This is a genomic window from Rhizobium sp. NRK18 (assembly GCF_024385575.1).
Taxonomy (GTDB): Bacteria; Pseudomonadota; Alphaproteobacteria; order Rhizobiales; family Rhizobiaceae; genus JANFMV01.
Genome location: NZ_JANFMV010000004.1, coordinates 42,232 through 69,203, shown reverse-complemented (window position 1 = coordinate 69,203; position 26,972 = coordinate 42,232). Strand labels below are relative to the sequence as shown.

26 protein-coding genes are annotated in these 26,972 nt (G+C 63.0%); 16 read left to right on the top strand and 10 right to left on the bottom strand.

Going from position 1 to position 26,972, the window contains the following annotated elements; genetic code table 11:
* The first annotated feature begins 89 nt into the window (after positions 1-89).
* Genes NN662_RS19605 through NN662_RS19585 form a run of 5 tightly spaced genes read left to right on the top strand, consistent with a single transcriptional unit; the run spans position 90 to position 4,870 of the window.
* Positions 90-1,211, top strand: a complete 1,122-nt coding sequence (locus tag NN662_RS19605; RefSeq protein ID WP_410010992.1) for an ABC transporter ATP-binding protein — start codon at positions 90-92, stop codon at positions 1,209-1,211.
* Entirely contained in the window at positions 1,208-2,122 is a 915-nt protein-coding gene (locus NN662_RS19600) for an ABC transporter permease (RefSeq protein ID WP_261932104.1), read from the top strand. The genes NN662_RS19605 and NN662_RS19600 overlap by 4 nt, the downstream gene beginning before the upstream one ends.
* Entirely contained in the window at positions 2,119-2,985 is an 867-nt protein-coding gene (locus NN662_RS19595) for an ABC transporter permease (RefSeq protein ID WP_261932103.1), read from the top strand. Before NN662_RS19600 ends, NN662_RS19595 begins: the two co-directional genes overlap by 4 nt.
* A 38-nt stretch (positions 2,986-3,023) precedes the next feature.
* The gene (locus NN662_RS19590; RefSeq protein WP_261932102.1) at positions 3,024-4,073 is read left to right on the top strand and encodes a PotD/PotF family extracellular solute-binding protein; all 1,050 of its coding nucleotides are present in this window, start codon (positions 3,024-3,026) and stop codon (positions 4,071-4,073) included.
* A gap of 14 nt (positions 4,074-4,087) precedes the next feature.
* On the top strand, positions 4,088-4,870 hold the full coding sequence (locus NN662_RS19585) for a carbon-nitrogen hydrolase family protein (protein ID WP_261932101.1): 783 nt from the start codon (positions 4,088-4,090) through the stop codon (positions 4,868-4,870).
* A 13-nt stretch (positions 4,871-4,883) separates the two neighbouring features.
* On the opposite strand, the gene NN662_RS19580 is transcribed toward NN662_RS19585, so the two are convergent.
* Positions 4,884-5,753 (bottom strand): MurR/RpiR family transcriptional regulator, encoded by an 870-nt coding sequence (locus NN662_RS19580; protein ID WP_261932100.1) that lies wholly within the window; start codon positions 5,751-5,753, stop codon positions 4,884-4,886.
* A 173-nt stretch (positions 5,754-5,926) separates the two neighbouring features.
* On the opposite strand from NN662_RS19580, the gene NN662_RS19575 reads away from it, so the two are divergent.
* The 6 genes from NN662_RS19575 (at position 5,927) to NN662_RS19550 (ending at position 11,683) form a co-directional block, all read left to right on the top strand.
* The gene (locus NN662_RS19575; protein WP_261932099.1) at positions 5,927-7,183 is read left to right on the top strand and encodes an ABC transporter substrate-binding protein; all 1,257 of its coding nucleotides are present in this window, start codon (positions 5,927-5,929) and stop codon (positions 7,181-7,183) included.
* A gap of 101 nt (positions 7,184-7,284) precedes the next feature.
* Entirely contained in the window at positions 7,285-8,154 is an 870-nt protein-coding gene (locus tag NN662_RS19570; protein WP_261932098.1) for a carbohydrate ABC transporter permease, read from the top strand.
* The gene (locus NN662_RS19565; protein ID WP_261932097.1) at positions 8,144-8,953 is read left to right on the top strand and encodes a carbohydrate ABC transporter permease; all 810 of its coding nucleotides are present in this window, start codon (positions 8,144-8,146) and stop codon (positions 8,951-8,953) included. The genes NN662_RS19570 and NN662_RS19565 overlap by 11 nt, the downstream gene beginning before the upstream one ends.
* A 25-nt stretch (positions 8,954-8,978) precedes the next feature.
* The gene (locus NN662_RS19560; RefSeq protein WP_261932096.1) at positions 8,979-9,740 is read left to right on the top strand and encodes a glycerophosphodiester phosphodiesterase family protein; all 762 of its coding nucleotides are present in this window, start codon (positions 8,979-8,981) and stop codon (positions 9,738-9,740) included.
* Positions 9,741-9,744: 4 nt separating this feature from the next.
* Positions 9,745-10,785 (top strand): ABC transporter ATP-binding protein, encoded by a 1,041-nt coding sequence (locus NN662_RS19555; RefSeq protein ID WP_261932095.1) that lies wholly within the window; start codon positions 9,745-9,747, stop codon positions 10,783-10,785.
* A gap of 13 nt (positions 10,786-10,798) precedes the next feature.
* Entirely contained in the window at positions 10,799-11,683 is an 885-nt protein-coding gene (locus tag NN662_RS19550; protein ID WP_261932094.1) for a MurR/RpiR family transcriptional regulator, read from the top strand.
* 21 nt (positions 11,684-11,704) lie between these two features.
* Here NN662_RS19550 and NN662_RS19545 read toward each other — a convergent pair whose 3' ends face one another.
* The 9 genes from NN662_RS19545 to NN662_RS19505 form a co-directional block, all read right to left on the bottom strand.
* The gene (locus NN662_RS19545; protein WP_261932093.1) at positions 11,705-12,844 is read right to left on the bottom strand and encodes a mannitol dehydrogenase family protein; all 1,140 of its coding nucleotides are present in this window, start codon (positions 12,842-12,844) and stop codon (positions 11,705-11,707) included.
* 127 nt (positions 12,845-12,971) lie between these two features.
* Positions 12,972-13,475 carry a BON domain-containing protein gene (locus NN662_RS19540; protein WP_261932092.1) on the bottom strand — a complete coding sequence of 168 codons (504 nt, stop codon included), beginning with the start codon at positions 13,473-13,475 and terminating at the stop codon, positions 12,972-12,974.
* 49 nt (positions 13,476-13,524) lie between these two features.
* Positions 13,525-14,595, bottom strand: a complete 1,071-nt coding sequence (locus NN662_RS19535; RefSeq protein WP_261932091.1) for an ABC transporter ATP-binding protein — start codon at positions 14,593-14,595, stop codon at positions 13,525-13,527.
* A gap of 11 nt (positions 14,596-14,606) precedes the next feature.
* Positions 14,607-16,853 carry a glycoside hydrolase family 2 protein gene (locus NN662_RS19530; RefSeq protein ID WP_261932090.1) on the bottom strand — a complete coding sequence of 749 codons (2,247 nt, stop codon included), beginning with the start codon at positions 16,851-16,853 and terminating at the stop codon, positions 14,607-14,609.
* A gap of 9 nt (positions 16,854-16,862) precedes the next feature.
* Positions 16,863-17,687 carry a carbohydrate ABC transporter permease gene (locus NN662_RS19525; protein WP_261932089.1) on the bottom strand — a complete coding sequence of 275 codons (825 nt, stop codon included), beginning with the start codon at positions 17,685-17,687 and terminating at the stop codon, positions 16,863-16,865.
* Positions 17,684-18,580 (bottom strand): carbohydrate ABC transporter permease, encoded by an 897-nt coding sequence (locus tag NN662_RS19520; RefSeq protein WP_261932088.1) that lies wholly within the window; start codon positions 18,578-18,580, stop codon positions 17,684-17,686. Before NN662_RS19520 ends, NN662_RS19525 begins: the two co-directional genes overlap by 4 nt.
* Before the next feature lie 128 nt (positions 18,581-18,708).
* Complete coding sequence (locus NN662_RS19515; protein ID WP_261932087.1) at positions 18,709-19,977, bottom strand: ABC transporter substrate-binding protein; 1,269 nt, start codon at positions 19,975-19,977, stop codon at positions 18,709-18,711.
* Positions 19,978-20,164: 187 nt separating this feature from the next.
* Positions 20,165-21,229 (bottom strand): LacI family DNA-binding transcriptional regulator, encoded by a 1,065-nt coding sequence (locus tag NN662_RS19510; RefSeq protein ID WP_261932086.1) that lies wholly within the window; start codon positions 21,227-21,229, stop codon positions 20,165-20,167.
* Between the two features lie 112 nt (positions 21,230-21,341).
* The gene (locus tag NN662_RS19505) at positions 21,342-22,352 is read right to left on the bottom strand and encodes a LacI family DNA-binding transcriptional regulator (RefSeq protein ID WP_410010991.1); all 1,011 of its coding nucleotides are present in this window, start codon (positions 22,350-22,352) and stop codon (positions 21,342-21,344) included.
* 115 nt (positions 22,353-22,467) lie between these two features.
* Here NN662_RS19505 and ltnD point away from each other — a divergent pair, with 115 nt between their 5' ends.
* The 5 genes from ltnD (at position 22,468) to NN662_RS19480 (ending at position 26,949) form a co-directional block, all read left to right on the top strand.
* The gene (gene ltnD / locus NN662_RS19500) at positions 22,468-23,379 is read left to right on the top strand and encodes an L-threonate dehydrogenase (protein ID WP_261932085.1); all 912 of its coding nucleotides are present in this window, start codon (positions 22,468-22,470) and stop codon (positions 23,377-23,379) included.
* A gap of 4 nt (positions 23,380-23,383) precedes the next feature.
* Positions 23,384-24,652: a 3-oxo-tetronate kinase gene (gene otnK, locus NN662_RS19495; RefSeq protein ID WP_261932084.1), complete on the top strand. Its 1,269-nt coding sequence runs from the start codon at positions 23,384-23,386 to the stop codon at positions 24,650-24,652.
* Complete coding sequence (otnC, locus tag NN662_RS19490; RefSeq protein ID WP_261932083.1) at positions 24,649-25,299, top strand: 3-oxo-tetronate 4-phosphate decarboxylase; 651 nt, start codon at positions 24,649-24,651, stop codon at positions 25,297-25,299. The genes otnK and otnC overlap by 4 nt, the downstream gene beginning before the upstream one ends.
* Entirely contained in the window at positions 25,299-26,069 is a 771-nt protein-coding gene (locus NN662_RS19485) for a hydroxypyruvate isomerase family protein (RefSeq protein ID WP_261932082.1), read from the top strand. Before otnC ends, NN662_RS19485 begins: the two co-directional genes overlap by 1 nt.
* A 127-nt stretch (positions 26,070-26,196) precedes the next feature.
* Positions 26,197-26,949: a FadR/GntR family transcriptional regulator gene (locus NN662_RS19480; protein WP_410010998.1), complete on the top strand. Its 753-nt coding sequence runs from the start codon at positions 26,197-26,199 to the stop codon at positions 26,947-26,949.
* Positions 26,950-26,972: the final 23 nt, after the last annotated feature.

Here is a 26,972-nt window from a genome sequence, read left to right as displayed (position 1 = left end):
ATTTGACTAACTTTGCAAAAGAATGCAAACATATTCTCACAGCGGCAAAACAATTGCCCTCGGAAGAATGACGGGAACCTGATCGCAGCATGAAGACCGACATCCACAAAGAGCAGGGACAGGAAATAAGCGGCACGCCGGTCGTCGAGGCGATGAACGTGTCGAAGCGGTTCCGTTCGGCCGAGGGCACGTTCGTGCGTGCGCTCGATACGGTCAGCCTGCCGGTTCGCCGCGGCCGGTTCACCACGCTGCTGGGGCCTTCGGGCTGTGGCAAGACGACCCTGCTGCGCACCATCGGCGGTTTTGAAGAGCCGGATGAGGGTTCGATCCTCATCGACGGTGCCGACATGACCTTCAAGCCGCCCTATGAGCGCCCGGTCAACACGGTGTTCCAGCAATACGCCCTGTTCCCGCATCTGACGATCGCCGGCAATGTCGCCTACGGGCTGGAGATTGCCGGCGTGGCCAAGGCCGAAATCCGCCGCCGTGTTGAAGAGGCGCTGCAGCTCGTCCGGCTGGAGGGGTTCGGCGACCGCCGCATTGGCCAGCTCTCCGGCGGCCAGCAGCAGCGCGTGGCGCTGGCCCGGTCGCTGGTCCTGAAGCCCAAAATCCTGCTTCTCGACGAGCCGCTGGCAGCACTCGACCGCAAGCTGCGCAAGGAAATGCAGATCGAACTGAAGAACCTGCAGCACGAGATCGGCATCGCCTTCCTATGCGTCACCCATGACCAGGAAGAAGCGCTGTCGATGAGCGACACGGTTGTCGTCATGAATGCCGGCCGCGTCGAGCAGACCGGCAGCCCGCGAGAGATCTACGACCGCCCGGCGAGCCGCTTCGTCGCCCAGTTCGTCGGCGAAGCCTCGGTCCTGCCCTGCAAGGCGGGCGAGGCCGAAGGATCGGGCCGCCGGCTGGTGCTTTCCGGTGGCGAGACGCTCGTCACCGCGGATGCGGATGTTCCTGACAGCGACAACCTTTCGGCCATCATCCGGCCGGAGCGGCTGAGCCTTGCGAAAGACGGCAACACATTGCCGACCATCGCCGCGACGGTGCGCGACAGCACTTATCTCGGCGACAAGATCCGGATCGAGGTCGTGATTGCGGCGAACGAGACGATGGTGGCCCTGATCGACGGCCAGAGCGAACCGCCCGCACCGGGCTCGAAGGTGACGCTCGCCTACGATCCGGCGCATGTCCGCGTGGTATCCGCATGACGGCCGCGCCCGCCAACCGCAGACGGAAGAGCGCCGGCGGTGTGATGGCGCTGCTGACGCCCGGCTTCCTGCTGGTCCTCGCACTTTTCGTCGTGCCGCTTTCGCTCGTCGTCATCTACAGTTTCCTGACACGCGGCACCTATGGCGGGGTCATCTGGACCGTCGATTTCGACTCCTATGCACGCATCGCCGGCCTGCCGAACGAGGACCAGTTGCGCGACTGGGATTTCGTCTACATCTTCATCTTCCTGAAGACGGCGCTGATTGCCGGGCTCACGGCCCTCCTGGCGCTCCTGATCGGCTATCCGGCCGCCTGGTTCATCGCCCGCCAGCCGGAAAAGCGACGTTTCGCGCTGCTGCTGCTCGTCACCATTCCGTTCTTCGTCAATGCGCTGGTGCGCGTCTACGCCTGGATGCTGATCCTGCGCGCCGACGGCCTGTTCAACAACATCCTGATGAGCCTCGGCCTGATTTCCGAGCCGCTGCAGCTCATCTACACCCCGGGCGCCATCATCCTCGCGATGGTCTACCAGTATCTGCCCTTCATGGTCCTGCCGCTGTTTGCCTCGGTGGAAAAGCTCGACTACCGGCTGGTGGAGGCCTCGCTCGATCTCGGCGCGACCCGCTTTGCCACATTCCGCCGCGTCGTCATTCCCATGACCTGGCCGGGGATCGCCGCCGGTCTGGTGCTGGTGTTCATTCCGGCCTTCGGCAACTTCATCGCCCCGACGCTGATCGGCGGCGCCAAGAGCCTGCAGGTCGGCACGCTTCTCGTCCAGGCCTTCCTGTCGGCCCGCGACTGGCCCTTCGGTTCGGCCGTGGCGACCGTGCTGAGCATCATCGTGCTCGCCGCACTCGTCTACATGGTGCGCACCGAGAAGACCGCCGGAAACCTGGAGGAACGCCCATGACCGCGCGCCACAGCTGGAGCCGGCGGGGCAGGCAGGCATTGAAGGCCCATCTCTGGCTCTTCTTCCTGTTCCTCTACCTGCCGATCGCCATCCTCGTCGTCTACTCGTTCAACGCCAACGACGTGTCGATGATGACGTGGTCCGGCTTCACCTTCGACTGGTACCTGCGGGTGTTCGAAAACCTCGGCCTGATCTCGCGTGACATGCCGGAAATCGCCTCCGGCAACGCGCAGCTCTATTCCGATCCCAACCTCGCCATTTCGGTCATCAACACGCTGATCGTCGGCTTCACCGCCTCGACGATTGCGACCGTCATCGGAACGCTGACGGCGATCGGGCTCGACCGCGCCCGCTTCTTCGGCAAAAACGCCTACCGGGCGCTGGTCATGCTGCCGATCGTCATTCCGGACATCGTGCTCGGCATCGCCACACTGATCTTCATGTCGTCGATCGGCATTCCGCTCGGCCGCTTCTCGGTGATTGCCGCCCACACGCTGTTTCTCGCCTCCTACGTGACCGTTGTCGTCGGCGCGCGGCTGGCCGGCATGGACCGCAAGCTGGAGGAGGCTTCCGCCGATCTCGGCGCCCATCCGCTCGCCACCTTCCGGCGCGTCACGCTGCCGCTTCTGATGCCGGCGATCATCGGCAGCTATCTTCTGGCGCTCGTCATCTCCTTCGACGATCTGGTGATCGCCTTCTTCACCTCCGGCGTCGGCTCAACCACGCTGCCCGTCTATCTGTTCAGCGCCATCAAGAGAAACGTCTCGCCGGAAATCAACGCGGTCTCGGTGCTGATCGTCGTCGTGTCGATGAGCGTGGTCGTGCTGGCGCTTCGGCTGCGCCGCGATCCGCTGGTCAAATAGGAATTTTCGAACCCAACCAAGCAAAACAGGGGAATACGATGCTCAAGAAACTGCGACTGGCAGGCCTGATTTCGGTCTGCATGGTAACCCTCTCCGCCAGCGGTGCTTTTGCCGCGGGCAAGCTGGCCCTCTACAACTGGTCCATCTACATCGACCCGGAAATCCTCACCGACTTCACCAAGGAAACCGGCATCGACGTCACCCTCGACAACTACGGCAACAACGAGGAACTGCTGGCCAAGATCCAGGCCGGCGCCACCGGCTACGACATCGTCTTCCCGTCCGTCCACATGCAGGACATCATGACCCAACTCGATCTCCTGCAGCCGGTCGGCCTGCAGGACCTCAAGGGTCACGAGAACATCGACGACAAGTATTTCAAGGCCAAGACCGATCCCGACCACCAGAACTGCATGCCCTACAACTGGGGTTCGACCGGTCTTCTGGTCAACAAGGCGATGACGAACGGCATCGAGGTCAACAGCTGGAAGGTCGTCTTCGATCCGCCGGAAGCGCTGAAGGGCAAGATCGCCATGCTCGACGATGTGCGCGAAACCATCGGCGCGGCGCTGATCTACAACGGCTATTCGATCAACTCGACCGATCCGAAGGAGCTGGCGGCCGCCCGCGACACGATCAAGAAGGCCAAGCCCTACTGGGCGGCGATGCTGACCGACGGCGTCGGCGACAAGGTCGTCAATGGCGACTTCGCCATCGGCCACTGGTGGTCGGGCTCGGCCGCCCAGACGGTCGACACCGCGCCGGACAAGGTCGAATTCGTGCTGCCGAAGGAAGGCGTCAACGGCTTCCAGGAAGACATGTGCCTGCTGAAGTCGGCCCCGGACGTCAAGGAAGCCAAGGCCTTCTTCGAATACATGCTGCGCCCGGAAGTCGCCGCCAAGAACGCCAACTGGCTGCGCGGCGGTACGCCCAACAAGGCCGCCCTGCCGCTGATCGATGCGGCCCTGAAGAACAATCCGGCGCTCTATCCGGATGACGCAACCTTCAAGACCTTCCAGCTGGTCCAGGACCTTGGCGACAAGATCCGCCTGTGGGATACCGTCTGGACCCAGGTGAAGGCCGAGTAAAGCGAGACCCGCATATGAAGATTGCGCTCCTGCAGATGCAACCCGCCTCCGGCGCGCCGGAGCGCAATCTTGAAACGATCGAGAAGGCGGCCCGTTCAGCGGCCGCCTTCGGCGCCGACATGCTGGTGACGCCGGAACTTTCCCTGAGCGGCTATGCGCTCGGTGCCGATTTTGCCGAAATCGCCGAACCGCTCGACGGGGCGATGATCGGCAGATTGCGGCAGATCGCCGAGACCGTTGGTATCGCGATCGTCGCCGGCTTTCCGGAGCGTGACGGCGAGCATGTCTTCAACAGCGCCGCGTTTGTCTGTGCCGACGGCACGGTGCAGTGTTACCGCAAGTGTCATCTCTACGGCGAGGCCGAGAAGGCCGCCTTCCAGCCCTCCGACACCAAGCCGGCGGTCTTCGAATTCAACAGCTTTCGCGTCGGCATGCTGATCTGCTTCGATGTCGAGTTCCCGGAAATGACGCGTGGACTGGCGCTCGCCGGCGCCGAACTCGTGATCGTCCCGACTGCGCTGCCGAGCACGGCGGATTCACCCACCATATCGCAGCACATGATCCCGACCCGGGCGCTGGAGAACCATGTCTTCATGGTCTATGCGGACCTCTGCGGCACGGAGCGGCATCTGACCTATTTTGGCGGCTCGGTGATCGCCGGCCCGGACGGACGCGAACTGGCGCGCGCGGGCCGCAATGAAGCCCTGCTGATGGCCGAGATCGAGCATGCTGTCCTCGAAAGCGCGCGGGCGGAAAATCCCTATCTCGCCGAACGCCGGCCCGAGCTTTACCGCTAGGCGGCTTAGCTTCCTACTTGCGGTCGAAATCGCCGAAGCGGTCCTGCAGGGCTTCGATCCGTCTGGTGCGCTCCGCCACCGCGTCGCCGCCGGCAATCACCACCGAGGTCATGAGGAAATCGAGAAGGGCGGCCAGCGACATGAAGCTGTCCCAGGTGCGCGCCGTCGCCGGCGGCAGGATCAGGGCGCGGTGGCGTTCTGGGTCCAGCCAGTCGCAATGCTGGTCGGTGATGACGAGCATGCGATGGCCGGCATTTGCCGCCTCGCTGGCGAGGATGCGCGACTTCGAGGCAAAGCGGCGGGCGTCGATCAGTATCAGGAGCGTGTCGTCCGCCGGATGGCCGAGCAGTTCCACATAGGTGCCGTTCAGCCCGTCCATGTAGCGCACGCCGTCGCGGGCGTAGGAAAGCTGCTCGGCGAAATAGCGGGCGATGCCGCCGATGTTCTGGTAGCTGGCAATGAAGATTTCGCGGGCGCCGAGGATCATGTCGACGGCCGATATCCAGCGCTCCTGGTTCGACATCTCGTAGAGCCGGTGCAGCGTCTCGACCTGTTCCTGCATCAGTTCGGCCATCAGCCGGCCGGCCTTCAGGTCCTCGCGCAGCGTCTCGATGCGGTCCGTCAACTGCCAGGCCGAGGACACCGCGCCGCTGCGCAATTCGCTCTTCAACCCGTCGACACCCTGGAAGCCGAGGCGGCGCAGGAAGCGGCCGACCGTCATCGGGCTCAGGTCCATCTTGGTGGCGATGGACGCTGCCGTCTCGAAGGGAATGTCGGCCAGATTATCGAGGAAAAAGCGCGCCAGCCGGCGCTCCGCCGGCGTGCCGTCCGCCGCATAGGCTTTCAGTTGATCAAGGAAGGCCGAGATGGAGAATCTCCTCAAAGACAGTCTGTCGCCCGACACTATAACAAAGCGGATGGCTTGCAAATTTACGCTGGGTTCGCAAGCCCGGCCACTGTCATCAATTCTTCATCCATCCGTCAACGAACCGTCGCTTCGCCACTATAATTGCAAGATGTAATATCACTGCAATTTTAGTTGCAAAGGATCATTCCATGAAGAAACTCTCCGCACTCCTGCTGGCCGGCGCCGTCTCGGTCATGGCCCAGGCCGCTTTTGCCGCAGATACGACCGTCGAATTCTGGCACAGCTTCAAGAGCACGGCCTCCAACGGCAAGGCGATTGGCGAAATCATCGCCAACTTCGAAAAAGCCAATCCCGATATCCACATCGATTCCCAGTTCATCGGCAATTACGACGACATCGTCGCCAAACTCCAGGCCGCCATTCCGGCGCGCCGTGCGCCTGACGCGGTGATCATGGAGGTCACCCGCTACGGTCTCTTCGCCGATCGGGGCGTTCTCGACGACCTCACCAACCAGCTGGCGAATGACCCGCTCTCCGCCGACCTGTTCGGCTTCGCCCGCGAGGTCGGCGTCTATGACGGCAAGAACTATATCGTCCCCTTCAACTCCTCGACCCCGGTGCTCTACGTCAACACGGACATCTTCAAGAAGGCCGGTTTTGCCGAATTGCCGCCGCTGAAGACCTTCGACGATATCAGCGCGGCTGCCCGCCAGATCACCGAGAAACTGGGTGGCGATGGTGTCATGGGTATGACAGCGCCCGGCCAGTTCTCCCGCTGGGGTCTGGTCATGTCGAACGACAGCGACCTGATCGATTCCAAGACTGGCGACATCCTGATCGACAGCCCGAACACGATCGAGGCCTATGAATGGATGGCGTCGCTGGTCAAGGACAAGCTTGCGTCCGCCGACGGCGTGACCGACGAGAAGAACGACAAGCAGGTCTTCCTGTCCGGCCATGCCGGCATGATGATGAACTCGACCGGCGATTACGGTGACGTCAAGAAGGGTCTCGGCGACAATGTCGTCGTGCTGCCAATGCCCTGCAACAAGGTCTGCGCGGTTCCGATCGGCGGCGCCGGCATCGGTATCCTGTCTTCTGCAGACCCGAAGGTGAAGGACGCCGCCTACAAGTTCATGTCCTTCGCCGCCTCTCCGGAATCGAATGCGATCTGGTTTGCGGCAACCGGCTACATGCCGATCAACAAGAAGACCATGAACCAGCCGCTGGCCGCCGAGGCGCTTGCCAAGGAACAGGGCATCGACGTCGCCATCAAGCAGCTCGACTTCGCTCGCGGTCGTCCGCGCCCGCCGGTCGTCACCTGGATGCGCACCAACGAATACGACGTCTGGCAGGCCATCGCACTCGGCACGAAGGACGCGAAGTCCGCTCTGACGGATTTTGCCGCCCGGACGCGCGAGGAAGCTGCCCGCCTCGCCAAGTAACCCGTAAAACCAGGGTTTGAAGACCCGCGCGCCAGCCGCGCGGGTCTCTCCACTGCAAGCCCGCCATTGTCGACCATGGACAAGGGCACAGGAAGTTGCTCATGCCGCGAAAGCTGACGCCCTATCTCTTCGTTCTGCCGCTGATGGCCTTCATCGCGGTGTTCACTTACATCCCGATCGTCACCAGCGTCGACCTGAGCTTCCGGCAATGGGATTTCATGTCGCCGGACAAGCCCTTCGTGGGCTTCGACAATTATCGTGTCCTGCTGAAGTCGGATGCCTTCTGGAACTCGTTCGAGGTGACGGCGATCTTCGCCTTCATCTCCGTTCCGATCCGGCTAGCCTTGGCACTGGTTCTGGCGAGCGCCCTGTCGCGCGAAACCTTTGCCCGCCGCATCCTGCGCGGTGCCCTGTTCCTGCCCTATGTCACCTCGACGGTCTCCATCGCCGTCGTGTTTTCGTGGGTGTTCTCCACCGATTACGGGATGATGAACGGTCTTCTCGGCCTGTTCGGCATCGACAAGGTCGGCTGGATGCAGCGGCCGGATCTGGCGCTTGGCGTGCTGATCTTCATCAACACCTGGCGGCAGCTCGGCTACGACGTGGTGATCTACATCGCCGGCCTGCAGGCGATCCCGCAAGAGCTCTACGATGCCGCCGCCGTCGATGGCGGCCGGAAACTCCATGTGTTTCGCCGCGTGACGTTTCCACTGGTCATGCCAACCACCTATTTCCTGCTGGTGATCTCGGTCATCGACGCCTTCCAGCTGTTCACGCTGGTCGACGTGATGACGCAAGGGGGACCGGCCGGTGCGACCGACCTCCTCGTCAATCGCCTCTACCAGATCGGTTTCACGCTGTTCGACATCGGGCAAGGCTCGGCGCTCGCCGTCCTGCTGTTCATCCTGCTGGTCGGCCTTGCCATCTTCAAGGCGCGCGTTCTCGGACGGAGAATTCACTATGAAGACTGACAATCGCTTCCTGAGTGGCCTTGCACTGCTCGGCGGGCTGCTGTTCCTCGCCCCGGTTCTCTACGCGATCTGGATGTCGTTCCAGACCTCCACCGCGTTTTATACGGGCCGCTTCGATTTCACCTTCGGCAATTATCAGGCGGCTATAGGCCAGTATCATTTTGCCCGCTATCTGCTGAACAGCATTATCGTCGCCGGCGCCGTGACGGTGATCAGCATCACGGTCTCCACCATGGCTGCCTATGCCTTCGCCCGCTACGATTTTCCCGGCAACGACCTGCTGTTCGCCGCTACCGTGGCGACGCTGATGATCCCGAGCCATATCAGCCTCATCCCGAACTACCTGACGCTGGCGGATGCCGGCCTGCTCGACACCTATGCGGGCCTGATCCTGCCGGCGATATCGAACGGTTTTGCCGCATTCTTCCTCCGTCAGTATATCCGCGGCATTCCGCGGGCGCTGGACGAGGCAGCCTACATGGACGGCGCGAGGCCATTGACCGTGCTCTGGCGGGTGATCGTGCCGATCGCGAAGCCGGCGATCTTCTCCATGGGCCTCTATGTCTTCATCACCGAATGGAACAACTACATCTGGCCGCTGATCGCCACCAGCGACGAGAACCTCTTCACCCTGCAGATCGGCCTCGCCAAGCTCTACCGGCTGAACCCGGGCGAAGGCCTGATCAACTGGCCGCTGGTGATGGCCGCTTCGACCATTTCCATGCTGCCGGTCATTCTCGGCTTCGTGCTGGTCGAACGCCATCTGGTGCGGGGCATCACCATGGGCGCTCTCAAATAATCGACACAGGACTGGAAAACACAACGTGACACGCATTGCATCTCATCGTGGCGGAACGCTCGAATTCGGCGACAGCACCTGGGCGGGCTTTGCCGCGACGGCGGCGATGGCGGTCGAGGAGGTCGAGTTCGACCTGCATCCGACCGCCGACGGCCGCATCATCGTCCACCATGACGCGACGCTCGACCGGACGACGGATACCGCCGGCATCATCGCCGACATGACGGCAGAGGAGGTGCGCCGGGCAATCGTCGATCACAGTGGAGAGGGCTTCCGCCATCCGCTGTTCTTGGAGGAACTCTGCGACATCTTCCAAGGCAGCACGGTCGCCTTCCGCTGCGAGATCAAGCCCGGCCACGACGGACGTCTTTATCAAGGCTTCGTGCCGAAAGCGGTGGCGGCGCTTGAGGCTGCGGACCGGCTCTCGACGACCACATTCTCTTCGTTTCTTCTCGATACGCTCAAGGACCTGTCCGCGGCAACGGACCGGCCAAGCCTCTGGCTGGTCGCACCGGCGGTCCTGAAGCTGGTCGGCGCTGCCGGCGTCATGGACCTTGCCCGCCTCCGCGGCATCCCCGAGATCGGCGTTCATATCGACACCGCCGACCGGACACTGCAGGCGATGGCAGAGGAGGCGGGCCTCGCCTTCGGCTGCTGGGCCGCCCATACGCGTCCGCAGATTGGGAAGGCGCTCGACCTCGGCGTCAAGGTGTTCACCACCGACAGGCCGACGCTCGCGCTCGACATCCGCAATGCCCGCAACGACAGCGACACGACCAGGAGATGAGGTCATGAGCCGCATTACCCTCAAGGATATCCGCAAGGCCTACGGCCATGGCCCGGCCGTCCTGCACGGCGTCTCGATGGATATCGAACCCGGCGAGTTCATCGTCATCGTCGGTCCGTCCGGCTGCGGAAAGTCAACGCTGTTGCGGCTGATTGCCGGTCTCGAAGCCTGCCCTGACGGCGATATCATCATCAACGGCAAGCGCGCCAACACGGTCTCGCCGCAGGACCGCGACATCGCCATGATCTTCCAGAACTACGCGCTCTACCCGCACATGACGGTTCGCGAGAACATCGCCTTCGGGCTGGAGCTGCGCGGCATGGGGCGCAAGGAACGCAACGTCAGGGCAGAGACGGTCGCGCGCACTCTTGAGCTTGGAGACTATCTCGACCGCAAGCCTGCAGCCCTTTCCGGCGGGCAGCGGCAGCGGGTGGCGATGGGCCGGGCGATCGCGCGCGAGACCTCCACCTTCCTGATGGACGAGCCGCTGTCGAACCTCGACAATGCCCTGCGTGTCACCATGCGCCGCGAGATCAAGGAACTGCACCAGTCGCTGAAGGCGACGATCATCTACGTCACGCACGACCAGACCGAGGCGTTGTCGCTCGCCGACCGGATCGCCGTCATGAAGGGTGGGTATCTGCAGCAGTTCGATACGCCGGAGGCGATCTACGACCGGCCGGCCAACCGTTTCGTCGCCTCCTTCATTGGGGCGCCGGAAATGAACTTCTTCGAAGCCTCGCGCCTGCCCGAAGCCGGCATTCCGGATACGCTTACGGTCGGGTTGCGCTCCGACGCGTTGCGGCTCGTCAGTCAGAGGCCGGAGGGTGCTGCACTTCCCGCGACCATCACCTTGAGCGAGATGATCGGTTCGGATGTCGTGCTGCATTGCGAAACACCGGCAGGACGGGTTACCCTGACCGAGCATCGCAGTACACTTCCGGCGGACCTTTCCAACTGCTGGATCGCATGCGATATGAACGCCGCGCACTTCTTCGACAGCCAGAGGGGCGATCGGGTCGAATTTTCGACGGTCGTGCAGTGAGGCCGGATCGATAATGGACAAGACAGACGATTCCCCCATGCACCTGCGCGACCTGGTGGCGCTGAATGCCGAACGACTGACCGACGCCGATACGCGGCTCCTGGACGTCTTGATGGAAAATCCCCTGCGGGCCGCGCTTGAAAACGGCCGTGAGATTTCCAGCCGCGCCGGCCTGCACCCGTCATCCGCCGTTCGTCTGGCTCGGCGTCTGGGGTTCGAAGGCTATCCCGAGTTCCGGACCTTTCTGCAGAACAGCGTCGTGGACGAGGGCGAGGATTTCGACAACGGCGCGGCGCGCGTTGCCGCCCGCCTCCTTCGCGCCGATGAGGGGCAACTGGTGTCCTCCGTCATCGAAAGCGAGATCGCCGCGCTGGAGAATGCGCGAAAGGCGGTCAATGACGGTCAGATCCGCAAGTTCTCGGAAACCCTGCGCGACTGTCGGCGAGTGTTCGTCGTCGGCGTCGGCCACTTCGGCGCGCTCGCCCATCTCGTCAATCTCAGGCTCAACCGGTCGGGTTACGACGCCGTCGATCTGACGGCGACGCCGAACCTGATGCGCGAGACGCTGATGACCATGACCAGCCGCGATGTCCTCTGGCTCTTCGCCTTTCGCAGTCCGCCGCCACTGCTCCACGACATTCGCTCTGTTGCGGCAAGCCGTGGCGGAACAATGCTCGCAATCACCGATATTGCCGGCGGCCGCTTCTCGCCGCAGCCCGAGCACCACATCACCGTTTCGCGCGGCTCCCTCGGCCAGTCGCAATCACTCGTCGTGCCGATGACAATCGCCAACACGGTGATCCTTGACCTTGCGGCAATCGACAATGGCCGGTCATTGAAGGCGATCGAGCAGTTCGACCGGTTCCGGGAAGAGGGCCCGCCCTTCAGCTGGAGCTGAGCAGGGCGGACGGACCGCCAGTCAGCCCTGTGCCTGCGCCAGAATCTCGCGCAGGTTTGGCATCGGAACACTGCCGTTTTCATCGATCCACTCGATGAAGGCGCCGATGCGGCGTCTGGCTTTTTCGGCGTGGTTTCCGGCGATATCGGCAAGGCGATGGTCGAGGAAGGGGTTTTCGAAGCGCTCGCGGGTGATGCGGATGTAGTCCGCGGCTTCGTCGCCCATGCCGACGCTTGCAAAGCCGGGCAGCACTTCCTCACGCCAGATCTGGTCGAGCCGCTGGCCGTCGCTGCCGGCAATCGCGTCGCGCACCAGGGCATCCGGCTTTGAACCGGCCTGCCGCCAGAGTTCGGCGAGCACGGTGTGGCCGAGATTGAGGATATGGAGCTTCAGCCGCTCGAAGGGAAGCAGGTCCTCCGTCAGCACGACGGACGGGTGCCGGCAGGGCAGAATGAGACCGTCCTTCCGCTCGATCGCCCAGAGGCCATAGGGTTCGCATACGGCACCGACGGGCTGGATCGCTTCGGAAACGATGCGGTCGACAAGGCTGTTGGCGAAGTGGCAGTCCCGATCGAAGTGGGCGAGGAAGGCGGACGGGAATTTCCAGTCGACGGCCAGTTGCCGGACGATGTCCTGCAGCCGGTCGCCGTTGTTCTGGATGAGTTCGCAAGGGTAGAGGGAGACGGCCGCGTCGGGACGCTCCTCGAAGCGCTCGAGGAGCAGGACGGCAAGCTTGGCGGGAAAGCTTAAAGGAGGGCGAGTGCGATCGGCGACCGTTTCGGCGGTGTCGCGTGCGTCCAGCTCGTAGCCCCTGTCGCCGGTATTGGAGATCACGATGTCGGCCGCGACGAACGCGCGCCTGACCGAGACCCAGTCGGTTGCGGCGGACAGTCCGCCCAGGACGGCGCGCCCGGTCTTGACCTCGTCGCTCGGTCTGCCGTCGATCATGCCCCGTACACGCACCGGATAGCCTTCACCCTCCGACAAAGCAACGATGCGCGCCAGGCTCTCGGCATTTCCGGTCGTCTGCACGACGGTGATGCCGCCGGGGGCTTCTCCGTTTTCCAGTGCTTCGGAGATGAAGAGATCGGCATGCGCAAGCAGAAATCTGCTCGTGCCGAACTGGAGGATCGGGGTCGATCCGGCATGTATGTCATTCATGGAAATTCAGGCTCCCTCGCCAACGCCGGCTATCGCTCCGCATCCCGGAACCGGCGCTGCTGAGCCTTGATGGCGGAGGATGACCGCGTAGTCAACGCCATCGCCGTTCATCCTCCGCATCTTTCGGTCATTCATCGGCATCGGCGGGGATATGGCTGTCGGCGCCGATGAGCGTCAGGCGATTGCTGCAGCCGCGCACACCCTTGACGGAGAGGGCCGTGCGCTCGGCGAGCATCCGCAAGCCTTCCGTTTCGGCGCTGCCTTCCAGGGTCACGACGCCGTCATGAACGGTCACCGTGACGAGGGACGTATCGATCCGCTCATGGTTTTCGAAGATGGAATTGACGGTATCTTCCAGGACATCATCTTCGATGACGCTGTCTTCACCGCTTGGCGAAGCAGCGGGACCACCTTCGCTGTGAATGATGGTCTCGTCGCTGATTTCCGCACCGACCCGTGCGGATTCGTCGAAATTCGAGGTGGACTTGCCGTAGGGCGTGCCGTTTTTGCCACCCGTCGCGTCCTCATCCGCGTAAGGCCAGCCCTCGTCGAGATCGCGCGCTTCGTAATCGCGGTAGTCTTCCTCGCGATCCGTTTCACTCAGCTTCTGGTTCAGCCGTTTCATGATCATGGTCCTTTCCAACTCGTGTAGGGACTAAACGGCTGAAACGGCAGATTGTTCACTTCTCGAGACGACGACCCTCGGCGTCGAACAGGTGCAGGCTGTCATTGTCGAAGGCAAGCCGGATGGTCTCGCCGGCCTTGAGCCGATGTTGGCCGGCCAGAACGGCAAGCAGAACCTCGCCATTTGCCGTCTTCGCGTGGATGACGGTTTCCGCGCCGAGCGCCTCGACGAGGTCTATCTTCACGTCGACGCCGGGTTCTTCGGAGCCGGCGAGATGGATATCCTGCGGGCGCACACCGACGCTGACGGTCGCGCGGGGCATAGCCCCGCCGGCGGCCGAGCCCGTGAGCGGAATCTGGTGGCCGAAGAGGTCGATGCCGCCGGCCGTTGCCGTCGCGGTCAGGAAGTTCATGCTCGGCGAGCCGATGAAGCCGGCGACGAAGCGGTTGGCCGGCTTGTTGTAGAGATCGAGCGGCGTGCCGACCTGCTCGACGATGCCCTGGCGCAGCACGACGATACGGTCGGCAAGCGTCATCGCCTCGACCTGGTCGTGCGTGACGTAGATCATCGTCGTCTTCAGCCGTGCATGCAGCGCGGAGAGCTCGGCGCGCATGTGGACGCGCAGTTCAGCGTCGAGATTGGACAAGGGTTCGTCGAACAGGAAGACGTCGGGATGGCGGACGATCGCCCGGCCGATCGCCACGCGCTGGCGCTGGCCGCCGGAAAGCGCCTTCGGCTTGCGGTCCATCAGCGCCTCGAGTTCCAGCATCTTCGCGGCGTCGGTGACCCGGCGCTCGATCTCGTCCTTGCTCATGCCGGCAAAGCGCAGCGCGAAGCCCATGTTCTCGCGCACCGTCATGTGCGGGTAGAGCGCGTAGGTCTGGAACACCATGGCGATGCCGCGCTTCGACGGATCCTCGTCGGTCATGTCCTTGCCGCCGATGGTCAGGCCACCGGCGGTAATGTCCTCGAGGCCGGCGATCATGCGCAGGAGAGTGGACTTGCCGCAGCCGGACGGGCCGACGAACACGACGAATTCGCCGGACTTGATGTCGAGGTCGACACCCTTGATCACTTCCAGTGAGCCGTAGGTCTTGCGGATTTCGCTCAGCGTTACGTCGGCCATGTCTTCTGCCCTCAGGTCAGCGTGAAGGTTACGGTCTGGTCGGCAAAGGGACGGCAGCTCGCCTTCAGCGTCAGCGTACCCTTTTCGTCACCGGCCTCGATATAGAGGCCGGCGGCGCCGCCCTTGAAGCTGATCAGCTCCGGTCCGACGATGCGGCCCGGGCCTTCCAGCGATACCGCGACCGGATCGTCGAAGAAGGGAAGGATGTTGCCGCCCTGGTCGAGCGCGCGCAGGATGACGCGGACGCAATCCTTCTCGCCGGCGACGAGGTCGGTGGCATCGGGGGCGATCTGCAGCGTGGTCGGCTCCGGATCTGCATGGAGCGTCATCGTCTTGACCGCTTCGCCATCGACGAAACCGGTGATCACGCCGTCACGCCACAGCCGGCCCCAGCTGCCGAATTCTTCCGGCGTCACCGTCCTGAGATCGATGACGACCGGCGGATGCGGCAGATGCGGATAGGTCTCCTTGTCCGGATAGATCCGCTTCGGTGCGTAGTCGCCGAACTTCAGTTCGATATAGTCGCAGTTGGTCAGCACGATCAGCGGCAGGACGCCGCCGATATTGCGTTCGCCGCGGGCCCAGAAGGTCACCGGCTGCAGCACCACGCCGCCGTCCGCATCGCCCTGCGAGGCGTAGGCATAGGCCGCGAATTTCGGCTCGCGGTACATGTCGAGGACGCCGTGATAGCAGATGCGGTCGCCCGAACCGAAGTCGCGGTGGGTGTTGTAATCGTACATGCACCAGCCGGTGGAGCCGGAGATCGAGGGGTCGCCGGCGGCGGCATTGAGGATCAGGAGATGGCGCGTCACATGTTCGGCCTGGCGCTGTTCCTGGTCGAAGCGCTTGGTCGGGTACATGTGACCGTTATATTCGGTGATCATGTAGGGGACCTTGTGCTTGAGGCCCGTCGTCTCCGACTGCGGGCGCAGCACCACGCGCTCGCGGTTGCGGCCCGGCATTTCCTCCTGTCCGAGAATGAAGTCGTTCATCGTGTAGACGTCTTCGAGCAGCTCGCTGTCGGTGATGAAGCGTACACCGCCGGTTTGCCGGGTGCTGTCGAGTTCACGCGCCACGCGGTTGGTCTCGGCGTAGAAATCGTGATTGTCCTGGCTCTCGTTGATGCGAACGCCCCAGATGATGATTGACGGATGGTTCCAGTCGCGCTCGATCATCCGGCGGACGTTCTCGATCGATTCCTGCTGCCATGCCTTGCCGCCGATATGCTGCCAGCCGGGGATTTCCTCGAACACCAGGAGACCGATTTCGTCGCAGCGGTCGAGGAACCACTTGGACTGCGGATAGTGCGAGGTGCGCACGATGTTGCAGCGCAGGTCGAATTTCAGGATGTCGGCATCCTTCTCCTGACCGCGCCGGCCCATCGCATAGCCGAGATGCGGCCATGCCTGGTGGCGGTTGAGGCCGCGCAGCTTGAGGTTCCGGCCGTTGAGGAAGAAACCGTCGACCGTATATTCGGCGGTCCGGAAGCCGAAGCGGCTTTCCACGTGATCCTTGCCATGGCTCGTCTGAAGCTCGACGGCGAGCGTGTAGAGAACCGGATCGTCGATATCCCAGAGCTGGGCTTCCCTGATGCCCGAAAGCTCGACGGTCACCGTGCTGTCGCTGACGTTTGCCTCGCCGCTTGCGACATCGAGCCCGCTCTCGTCGCGAACCGTCACGCGCACCGTGCCGCTCGTGCCCTTGCCGGTCGGATCGGCGATGAAGACCTTGGCGCGGACCGTCTTTTCGTCGGCGAGCGCGTCCGGGGTCTCGATCTTGACGTTGGCGATCGAGACCGGGCTCGTCACCTTCAGCCAGACGTCACGGTAGATGCCGGCATAGGTCAGATAGTCGATCTGGCCGCCGAAGGGCGGAATTTCCGGATTTTCCGAACCGTCGATCTTCACCGTCAGCAGGTTGTCGCCGGCCTTCAGGTGCGGTGTGAGGCGCGCCTCGAACGGCGTGTAGCCGTCCTTGTGGGCGATGATCTCGACGCCGTTCAGATAAACGACGGCGTCCGCCATGGCGGCATCGAAGACAACGGAGACTTCCCGGCCGTCGAAGCCGGGCTCGTAGGCGATGACCTTCTGATAGGTGAAGGCCTTCTGGTATTCCGTCTCGTCGAAATAGTTGTAGGGCAGTTCGACCGCGGTGTGCGGCAGGCGCACGGTCTCGCCCGACTGCAGGCTTCCCGCCTGGTCCTTTTCGAAGCCGGCCTTGAAAATCCAGCCGCTGTTGAAATTCTCATATCGACGCATTTTGAAATCCTATTTGACCGAGCCAAGCATGCCCTGGACGAACTGGCGCTGCATGGCGAAGAAAACGAGCAGTGTGGGAAGGGTGGCGAGGATGGTGCCGATCATGACGGTGCCGTAGTCGGGGTAATAGGCCGACGCCAGCGACGAGACCACGAGGGTGATCGTCTTGGTGTCGTTCGACTGCAGCACGATGAGCGGCCAGAGATAGTTGTTCCAGTTGAGCATGAAGACGATGACGAAGGCCGCGGCATAGGTCGAGCGCATCACCGGAACGTAGATGTAGAAGAAGATCTGCCATTCCTTCAGGCCGTCGACCTTGGCCGCATCGCGCAGTTCGGACGGGAAGGCCTTCGACGCCTGACGGAAGTAGAAGATGATGAAGGGATAGGCGACCATCGGCAGGATGATGGCGATGTGGGTGTTGATGAGATGGGCCTTGGCCATCATCATGAACAGCGGGATCATCAGCGCGGCAAACGGCACCATCAGGGTCAGGAGCACGACCGCATAGATCCGGTCGCGGAACTTCGACCGGAACATCTCGAAGCCGTAGCCTGCTACCGACGAGACGAGCAATGTCAGGGCGGTGCCCAAAAGGGTGACCTTTGCCGAGTTCCACATGATGAGCGGCACGTCGACCTTGGCGAAGAAGGACGCGAAGTTGGCCATGAATTGCGAGCCGATCGCCAGCTTGCCGGTGATGATGTCGGCCGTGGAGTTGGTCGCGGAAATGCCCATCCAGATGAACGGGAATACCGACAGGAATGCAGCGATCCCTAGAAGCGCATACTGAAGAACTGCGCTGATCCGACGGTTGGTTCTGGCGGCTCTCATTTGCGTTCCCTCGCGGCGTAGAATTGCAGGAAGGAGAGGATCGCCACCATCAGCACGATGACGTAGGACACTGTGGCCGCGTAGCCGAAATTCGGCATGAAGCGGAAGGTCAGATTGTAGATGTAGAGCGACAGCGTCAGCGTGGCGTTTGCCGGGCCGCCCTTGCCTTCGGTCAGGTTGTAGACTTCGTCGAAGAGCTGCAGGGTGCCGATCGTCGAGGTGATGGTGGTGAACAGAATGACCGGCTTCAGCATCGGAATGGTCAGATGCAGGAACCGCCGCCAGGACGGAACGCCATCGATGCGCGCCGCTTCATAAACCGACTTGTCGATATTCTGCAGCGCCGCCAGGTAGAAGATCATGTTGTAGCCGGTCCAGCGCCAGGTGATGGCGATGATGATCAAGACCTTTGCCCAGAAGGGATCCGTCAGCCAGTTGATCGGGGCATCGATGATGCCGACTGTTTCGAGGATGCGATTGACGATGCCGTCGACCGCGAACATGCTCTTGAACAGGATGGAGTAGGCGACAAGCGACGATACGCAGGGCAGGAAGATCGCCGTGCGGAACAGGCCCTTGAGCTTCAGCTGCGGATTGTTGAGCACGGCGGCGAGGATCAGTGCCATCATGATCATGATCGGCACCTGGATGACGAAGAACGTCACGGTGTTGCCAAGCGCGGTCCAGAAGACCGGGTCGTTCCAGAGCCGGACGATGTTTCCGAAACCGGCGAATTTCATCATCATGCCGCGGCCGGAATAGACCGACAGCGATAGCGAGCGCAGTATCGGATAGAAGAGGAAGATGGCGATCAGGATGAGCGCCGGGGTCACGAACAGCCAGCCGTTCACATCATAGTAGCGCTTCAAGCTGCCACGTCTTGCACTTGCCATGGAACCTCGGTGCCTCGCGTATCGGGTAACACGCCTTTCGCTGCAGTCTCTCCGCCAGGCATGCGGCAGCAAGCCGCCGCATGCCCTGGGAGGATTGGGCGGCCTCGACCGCCCGTCTGCAAAGAGACTTACTGGATCTGCGTTTCCGCCTGATCGTGGATCGCCTTCAGGACGTCATCCACCGGTGTGCCGTTCTGAAGCGAGGGCAGGTTGGCGGTGACGGCCGTGTCCAGTTCGTTGGTGAAGATGCCGTAGTTGACCGGCGGAACCTGGGCCAGCCAGTCGGAGAACTTCTGCCAGACCTGTTCGCCGCCGAAGAAGGGATCGGCTTCCTGATAGGCCTTGCCGGAGCGAGCGGCCAGAAGCGAGCCGACGGCACCACGCTCGGTCAGGATCTTCTGATAGAAGTCGAGGTCCTTGGCATAGATTTCGTTGAGGAAATCGATTGCCTCATCCTTTTCCTTCGAGCTTTCGAGAACGTACCAGCTGGAGCCGCCGAGGTTCGAGGCGTTCACCGAACCGTCGATGTCAACGCGCGGCGTCGGAGCGACGCCCCACTTGCCGGACTGGTCGGCCTGGGCCTTGATCGTGCCGGTGATCCAGACGCCGGTGACGACCGATGCGACGTCGCCGGAGGTGAAGCCGGCCACGTAATCGGTCCAGCCGGTTGCCGGGCGGACGATGCCATCCTTGACGGCGGTGACCTGTGCTTCGAGGGCAGCCTTGAGCGCTGCGTTCTTCTCGATGTTCAGGTTGCCGTCATTGTCGAAGTACCATTCCTTGCCGGACTGCATCATGATGCGGGTCATGCCGCCGTCGTTGAGATCCAGCGTCAGCATCTTGTGGCCGGTCTTGGCCTCGACTTCCTTGCCGATCTCGATGTAGCGGTTCCAGGTGATGTTCTCGAGGTCTTCCGGCTTGAAGCCGGCCTGCTCGAGATAGTCGCGGCGGTAGAAGAGGCCGGTGACGCCGGAATCGAACGGCATGCCATAGGTTTCGCCGTCAACGGTCATCAGCTGCACCTTGTAGGGCGCGAAGCCGGAATAGTCGACCTTGCCGGTCATCGGCGCGAAGGCGCCGGGGAAGGACTGCAGATATTTCTGCGCGCCGTAATCCTCGATCAGGACGATGTCGGGCAGGGCGTCCGTCGTACCGGAGGCAAGGGCTGTCTGCAGCTTCTGCTCGACGTCGGCCTTGGCGAAATCGACGATGTTGAACGTCGTGTCGGGATGGGTCGCGGTGTAGCGCGCGCCGGCTTCCTTCATGATGGCGACGTTGAAGTTCGGGTCCCAGCACCAGACCGTGATTTCGCCGGCCATGGCGGCCGTGGCGCTCAGGATGCTCGCGCTTGCCAAAGCGGCAGCGGCAAAATGCTTCGTCAGTGAAGCCTTGTTCATGAAATCCTCCCGTTTTTAAAACCTGTCGGTGGCAGCTCTCCCTGCCGCGCCAGCAGGTAACTTCAAATCCTCGCCGAGCGCAAGAAAATTTTTACTAAATATTTTTTGCAGGTGCGAAGGCGGCGTGGCGCGCGCGGTGGGCAACTGGCGCCAACATCATGTTTCGAGGAGGGAATTTTACGGGGGGTCAATCGGCGATGGGGCGACGGCAGCTGTCCCGCCAGATCATTTGCGTGGGGATGGAAACGTGCTTGGTGTATTCCCGGCCGTTGATGCGCTCGACCAGAAGATCGACGGCCGTCTCACCGATCGGCTCGCTCGGGATTTTCATCGTCGAGAGCGGCGGGCTCAGGAATTGTGCGACCGGTATGTCGTTATAGGAGGCGACCGCGATGTCGCGGGGAATCGACAGGCCGGCTTCCTGTATGGCGCGGTAGGCACCGATCGCCATGTTGTCGTTGGCCGCGATGAGCGCGTCCGGGCGTTCGTTTAGCGCCAGAATGCGTTTGGCCTGTTCATAGCCCACTTCCAGGCGAAGGTTCTGGCCATGGCCGTTGTTGTCGCCGAGCGCGATGAGTGCAGGATCGAAAGAATCATGCTCGCGCTGCCAGTTGATGTAGGCGCGACAGCGCAATTCGCCGAACGGCCTGCCGTCGCCATTGATCGGATCGTGCGCGCCGATGAAGGCAATGCGCCGGTATCCGGCTGTGTGCAAACCGTCGAGGATCTGCCGCGTCGCCAATGCGAGATCGCTCGACACGCTGTCAAAAGACGGGTTCTTCGGAATGAAGTCGGCGAAGACGAGATGACGGCAGTTCGCCGCCAGCAGGTCGATCTCTTCAAGGGAATGCTTGCCGATGGCGATCACGCCGGTCATGCTTTGCAGCAACGCGTTGTCGGCGGCGGCCTGCGAATGGAAGATCTTGACGATCTCCGTCTTGTTGTCGCGGCAGCGATTCTCGATGCCGAGGCGTACGCCGATATAATAGGGATCGACCAGTTCCTCTGCGGGTTCGAGAAAGTGGACGATTGCCAGCCGCGGTATGGCGAGCAGCCGGTTCGGCAACTGGATGACGGCGCCCTGTTCGCGCTTGCGGTTGCGCGGCGTTTCGTAATTCAGGGCTTCCGCTGTCTCGATGATCGCCTGGCGCTTCTGCTCGGAGATCGACAGCGACGGGTCGTAGTTCAGCACCCGCGACACGGTGCCCGACGAGACCCCGACCGATTTTGCGATTTCGCGAATTGTCACCATTGCAGACCACCACCCAGACTCAACCTCACTCCGAGGTAAATTTTTACTAAATCGCGATTGCGCGCAAGCGGATTTCCCGCGGCGACATGTTTTGGCGAGATAGGCATGCTGCTCAGAGCAGCACTTCGGGCTCAAAGCGGTAGATGCGGTCCATGCGTGAGGTGTCGCCCGCAATGGCCTTGAGCGCCACCTCTGCGGCGGTGCGGCCGATCTGCCGGCGCGGCGAGCGCGAGGTGGCGATGTGCACCGGCAGGGCGGCGACGAAATCGAGGCCGTTGAAGCCGGCCGGCAGGATGATGTCCGGCACGGCGATGCCCCGCTCCATCAGCGCAAACAACCCGCCGGCCGCCATGTCGTCGTTCGAATAGTAGATGCAGTCGAGATCGTGGTGCGCGTCGATGAGGGAGGTGGTCAGCGTCTTACCGAGGCTGATCGAGGAGAAGTCCGGCGCGATGGCTTCGGCGACAAGGGACATGCCTCTTTCGGCGAGGGCGCGTTCGAAGCCGGCCTTGCGCTTGGCGGCGCGGATATCCTTTTCGAGGGCGCTGCCGACATAGGCAAAGCGCCGGCGGCCGGTACCGAGCAGCGCACGCGCCATTGCCGCACCTGCTTCCCCATGCGACAGGCCGACGTTGAAATCGATCGGCTCGCCGTCGAGATCCATCAGTTGCACGACCGGAATGCCGGCGCCGGCAAGCAGCGCGCGGGTGTCCGGGGTCTGGTCGAGCCCAGTGACGATCATCGCCGAGGGTTGCCAGGAGAGCATGTTGGCGATGATGGCGTGCTCGCGGGCGGGATCGTAGTCCGATATGCCGAACACCGCCTGCATCGGCGAGCCTTCCAGCCCGGCCGAAATGCCGGACACCACTTCCGGAAAGACGATGTTGGACATGCTGGGAACGACGACGCCGACGAGATTGGTGCGCTGGGAAGAGAGCGACAGCGCCAGCTGGTTGCGGACATACCCGAGTTCGGCGGCGGTGGCGCGCACGCGGGCAAGGCTTTCCGGCGACACGTCCGCCGCGCCGCGCAAGGCGCGCGAGGCAGTCATCTTGCTGACGCCGGCGCGGGCTGCAACCTCTTCCAATGTCGGCTTGGCCATTGCGTGGTCCGATCCCGTCATACTTTCGCCTGCCGTCGTCGTCGCGATTGACAGGCAGGTACTCTGAGTTATGGTAGCGATACCGGTACCGATACCATAGGCATTTTTCAAGCGGAAGACCGGGCAGGGAGGCTCCATGTCGAATAACAGTACGGCTGCCGTCATCGGGCTTGGCTCGATGGGCTACGGGGCGGCCCTGTCGCTTCTCCGCGCCGGCTTCTCCGTTCACGGAGTCGATGTGCGGGAGGAGGTGCTGACGCGCTTTTCCGGCGAGGGCGGAAAAGCGTTCGCGACCCCGGCCGAAGCCATGCCGGGCGTCACAATCGTCTTCGTCTTCGTCGTCAACGCCGCACAGGCCGAGACGGTGCTGTTCGGTGAGCGAGGGGCGGTCGCCGCCGCGGCGCCCGGGACGCTCTTTCTCCTTTGCCCGACCATGCCGCCATCGACGACGGTGGCAATTGCCGGTCGGCTCGCCGATGCCGGCATGCAGGTGCTCGATGCGCCCGTTTCAGGTGGCTCCGCCAAGGCGATGGCGGGCGAGATGACGGTCATGGCCTCCGGTTCGCCGGACGCCTTCGCGCTTGCCAAGCCCGCTCTCGATGCGGTTGCCGCCAAGGTCTTCCGTCTTGGCGACCGGCCGGGCGAGGGTTCGAAGGTGAAGATGATCAACCAGCTTCTGGCCGGCGTGCACATCGCTGCCGCGGCCGAGGCATTGACGCTAGCGGCCCGTGAAGGTCTCGACGTCGCTCAGGTCTACGATGTCATCCGCGTGTCGGCGGGAAATTCGTGGATGTTCGAGAACCGCGGAAAGCATATCGTCGACGGCGATTACACCCCGCATTCGGCCGTCGACATCTTCGTCAAGGACATGGGCATCGTCACGTCGGAAGCAGGCGGTGTCGGCGCCTCCGTGCTTTTGAGTGAAACGGCGCTCGCCTTGTTCAAGGAGGCGTCTGCCGCCGGCCTCGGACGGATGGATGATGCGGCGGTGGCGATGGTTCTGGCACGGCGCGCCGGCATCCGGCTTCCCGGCATGGAAGAGGAATAGTCCCGTGACGACGCTGTTTGGCGCCATCGCCGACGATTTTACCGGGGCGACCGACCTCGCCGGGCTGATCGCCCGATCGGGGCATCCGGTCAACCTGCGTCTCGGTGTCCCGGATCGACCACCAACGGACACCGCCGCCTTCGAGATCGTCGCGCTGAAATGCCGGACGGCGCCGGTTGAGGAAGCCGTCGCCGATACCGTTGCCGCACTCGACTGGCTGAAGCGCGCCGGAGCCTCCCGTTTCTACTGGAAATACTGTTCGACCTTTGACAGCACGGCGAAAGGCAATATCGGCCCGGTGGCCGAGGCGCTGATGCAGGCGCTCGGTGCGACGCAGACGGTCTATTGCCCGGCCTTTCCCGAAAACGGCCGCAGCATCTTCATGGGAAACCTCTTCGTCGGCGAGCAATTGTTGTCGGAAAGCCCGATGAAGGATCACCCGCTGACGCCGATGCGCGACGCCAATCTCATGCGCCTGTTGTCGCCGCAGGTCGCCGGCAAGGTGGGGCTTGCCAACCGGCTGACGGTCGCCGCCGGTGTCGATGCACTGAAGGCCCGGCTTGCCACGTTGAAGTTAGACGGCGTCGCGCATGTCGTCACCGATGCGGTGGCCAATGACGACCTGTCCGTGATTGCGGAAGCCTGCATGGACATGCCGCTGATGACCGGCGGCAGCGCGCTCGCCATGCCCCTGCCAGGACTTTACGAGAAGGCGGGACTGCTTTCGAGGGCTTCGGCCCATGCCGCGCGGCCCGAGGTCGATGCCGGCATGATCGTGCTTTCCGGCAGTTGCTCGGCGATGACCCGCAAGCAGGTCGCCCGTTATGTGGAGAAGGCCGCAAGCTTCCGCCTCGATCCCCTGGCGTTGGCCGAAGCCGGCCCGGGCGAGGCGCTGGACTGGCTCTCCGGACAGGTGCTGGACCGGCCGAAACTGATCTATGCGACCGCCGAGCCGGATGCCGTGCGCAAGGCGCAGGAGGCGCTCGGCGTGGACCGTGCCGGCACGGTGGTGGAAGAGGCCTTGGCAGCGCTTGCCCGCGAAGCCTTTTCGCGTGGTGTTCGTCGTTTCGTCGTTGCCGGCGGCGAGACCTCGGGCGCCGTCGTCAAGGCGCTCGGCATCGACCGGCTGGCGATCGGCGCGGAGATCGCTCCGGGCGTGCCGTGGACCTATGGCACCTGTGAGGGCCAGACGGTGGCGCTCGCCCTGAAATCCGGCAATTTCGGCGATGAGGACTTTTTCGAAACCGCCTTCCGGCGGCTGGAGGAGCAATGAGCGAAGAGGCGAAACTGCGCGAGGACATTTGCCTCATGGCGAAGTCGCTCTTCGACCGCGGGCTGACCGCCGGCGCCTCGGGCAACATTTCCGCCCGGCTCTCCGATGGCCGTTTGCTGGTCACACCGACCGGCAGTTCGTTCGGCCGCCTCGATCCGGCGCGGCTGTCGCTGTTCGATGCCAAAGGCGTCCTGATCGGCGGTGACAAGCCGACGAAGGAAATGCCGCTGCATCAGGCCTTCTACGAGACGCGGCCGGCGAAGACCGGCGCCGTCGTGCATCTGCACTCCTGCCATTCGGTGGCGCTGTCGCTTTTGCCGGAGGTCGATCCGGACAACATGCTGCCGCCGCTGACCGCCTATTCGATCATGCGGCTCGGCAAGGTCAAGCTGCTGCCCTATTTCATGCCCGGCGATCCGGCCATGGGCGATGCGATCCGCGGGCTTGCCGGCAAGCGTTCCGCCGTCATGCTCGCTCATCACGGTCCCGTGGTCGCCGGCAAGGATCTGGAGGCGGCGGTCTACGCGATCGAGGAACTGGAAGAAACGGCCAAGCTGGCGCTGCTGACCCGCGGCGCGAACCCGGCCATGCTGTCGGCGGCCGAGATTGGCGGGCTTGTGCGCAAATTCGACGTGGAGTGGGACTGATGGCGACGTTTTCGGCCAATCTCGGCTTTCTGTGGCGCGAGCTGCCGCTTCCCGACGCGATCCGTGCCGCCAGGCGCGCCGGTTTCGACGCGGTGGAGTGCCATTTTCCGTACGAGGTGTCGACCGAGGATGTCCGCGCTGCGCTGTCGGAGACGGGGCTCGCCATGCTCGGCATCAACACGATCCGAGGAAGGGAGGCGGCCGGTGACAACGGACTTGCCGCCATTCCGGAGCGGCAGGAGGAAGCGCGTGCGGCCATCCGCCAGGCGGTCGATTATGCAGCGGCCATCGGCGCCGCGAACGTGCATGTCATGGCCGGCAAGGCGGAAGGCGAGGCGGCACGCCGAACCTTCGTCGAAAATCTTCTCTACGCGACAGAGCTCGCCAGGCCGCATGGCATCACCATCCTGATCGAGCCGCTGAACCATTACGACGCCCCGGACTATTTCCTCACGACTTCGGCGCAGGCTGCCGAGATCATCGACGCCGTCGGCGCGACCAATCTCAAGCTGATGTTCGACTGCTATCACATCCAGATCATGGAGGGTGATCTCACCCGGCGGATCGAGGCGCTGATGCCGGTGATCGGCCATATCCAGATCGCAGCCGTGCCGGATCGCGGAGAGCCCGACCATGGCGAGGTCGACTACCGGCACATTGTCCACAGTCTCGATGCCATGGGATACGGCCGGCCTCTCGGCGCGGAATACCGGCCCGCAGCCGGTACCGACGCGAGTCTCGGCTGGATGACCGTACTGAAGAGCGGCTGAAGGCGTCTCGACAGGCTTCCGAATGGTGCATCGCAGCGACGAATTGCGATTGACCAGTTCCGGATTCTCTCCTATCAACTGGACCGCTGGTACGGCCAGCATACCAGTTGGGGGATGCAGCGTGAAAGTGACAGGCATACTCGGAGAGGTCCCCCAGGTTGGCCAGCGGCTGGAACGCCGCACGGCCCGGGACGTGATCGCCGAGAAGCTGACGACGCTGATCGCCACGAACATGCTGCGCCCCGGCGACGAACTGCCCGGCGAGCGCGAGCTTGCCACCGTGCTGAACGTCAGCCGCGAGACCGTGCGCGGCGCCATCCAGATCCTGGCGACGCAGGGACTGATCGAGGTTTCGCAGGGGAGCCGCAGCCGGGTCGCCAATGTCGATCTCAGCCATGTGCCGATTACAATCGCCTCGTCCAATCCGATCGACAGCTACGATCTCGAGGCGGTGCATGCGGCGCGCCTGCATATCGAGTTGAAAGTCGTCGGCGACGCGGCGGAACTGATCGACGAGGCGACGCTGGAAAAACTCGACAATCTCATGGAAGCCCAGCGCATCGCCGGACCGGACGCCATGCGCTTCCTGCTCTGCGACCGCGAATTCCACGTCACCATCTACCGCGCTTGCGGGAACCCGCTGCTCGCCGACCTGGTGACGGATCTCTACACCTACATGATCGACTATCGCCGCTCCGTCATGTCGCGTCCCGGTGCGACGGATTCGAGCTACACCGATCACGAAAAGATCGTCGAGGGACTTAGAAGCCATGACCGCAAGGCAGTCGTGGCGGCTTTCCATACGCATCTTCTGAGGATCTACGAAACGACCAGGGAAATCCTGGCGCTGACCGGGAAAACCGGCCTGAGCGCTGGATGAACAATCGATGTAGCGCTGCGGGA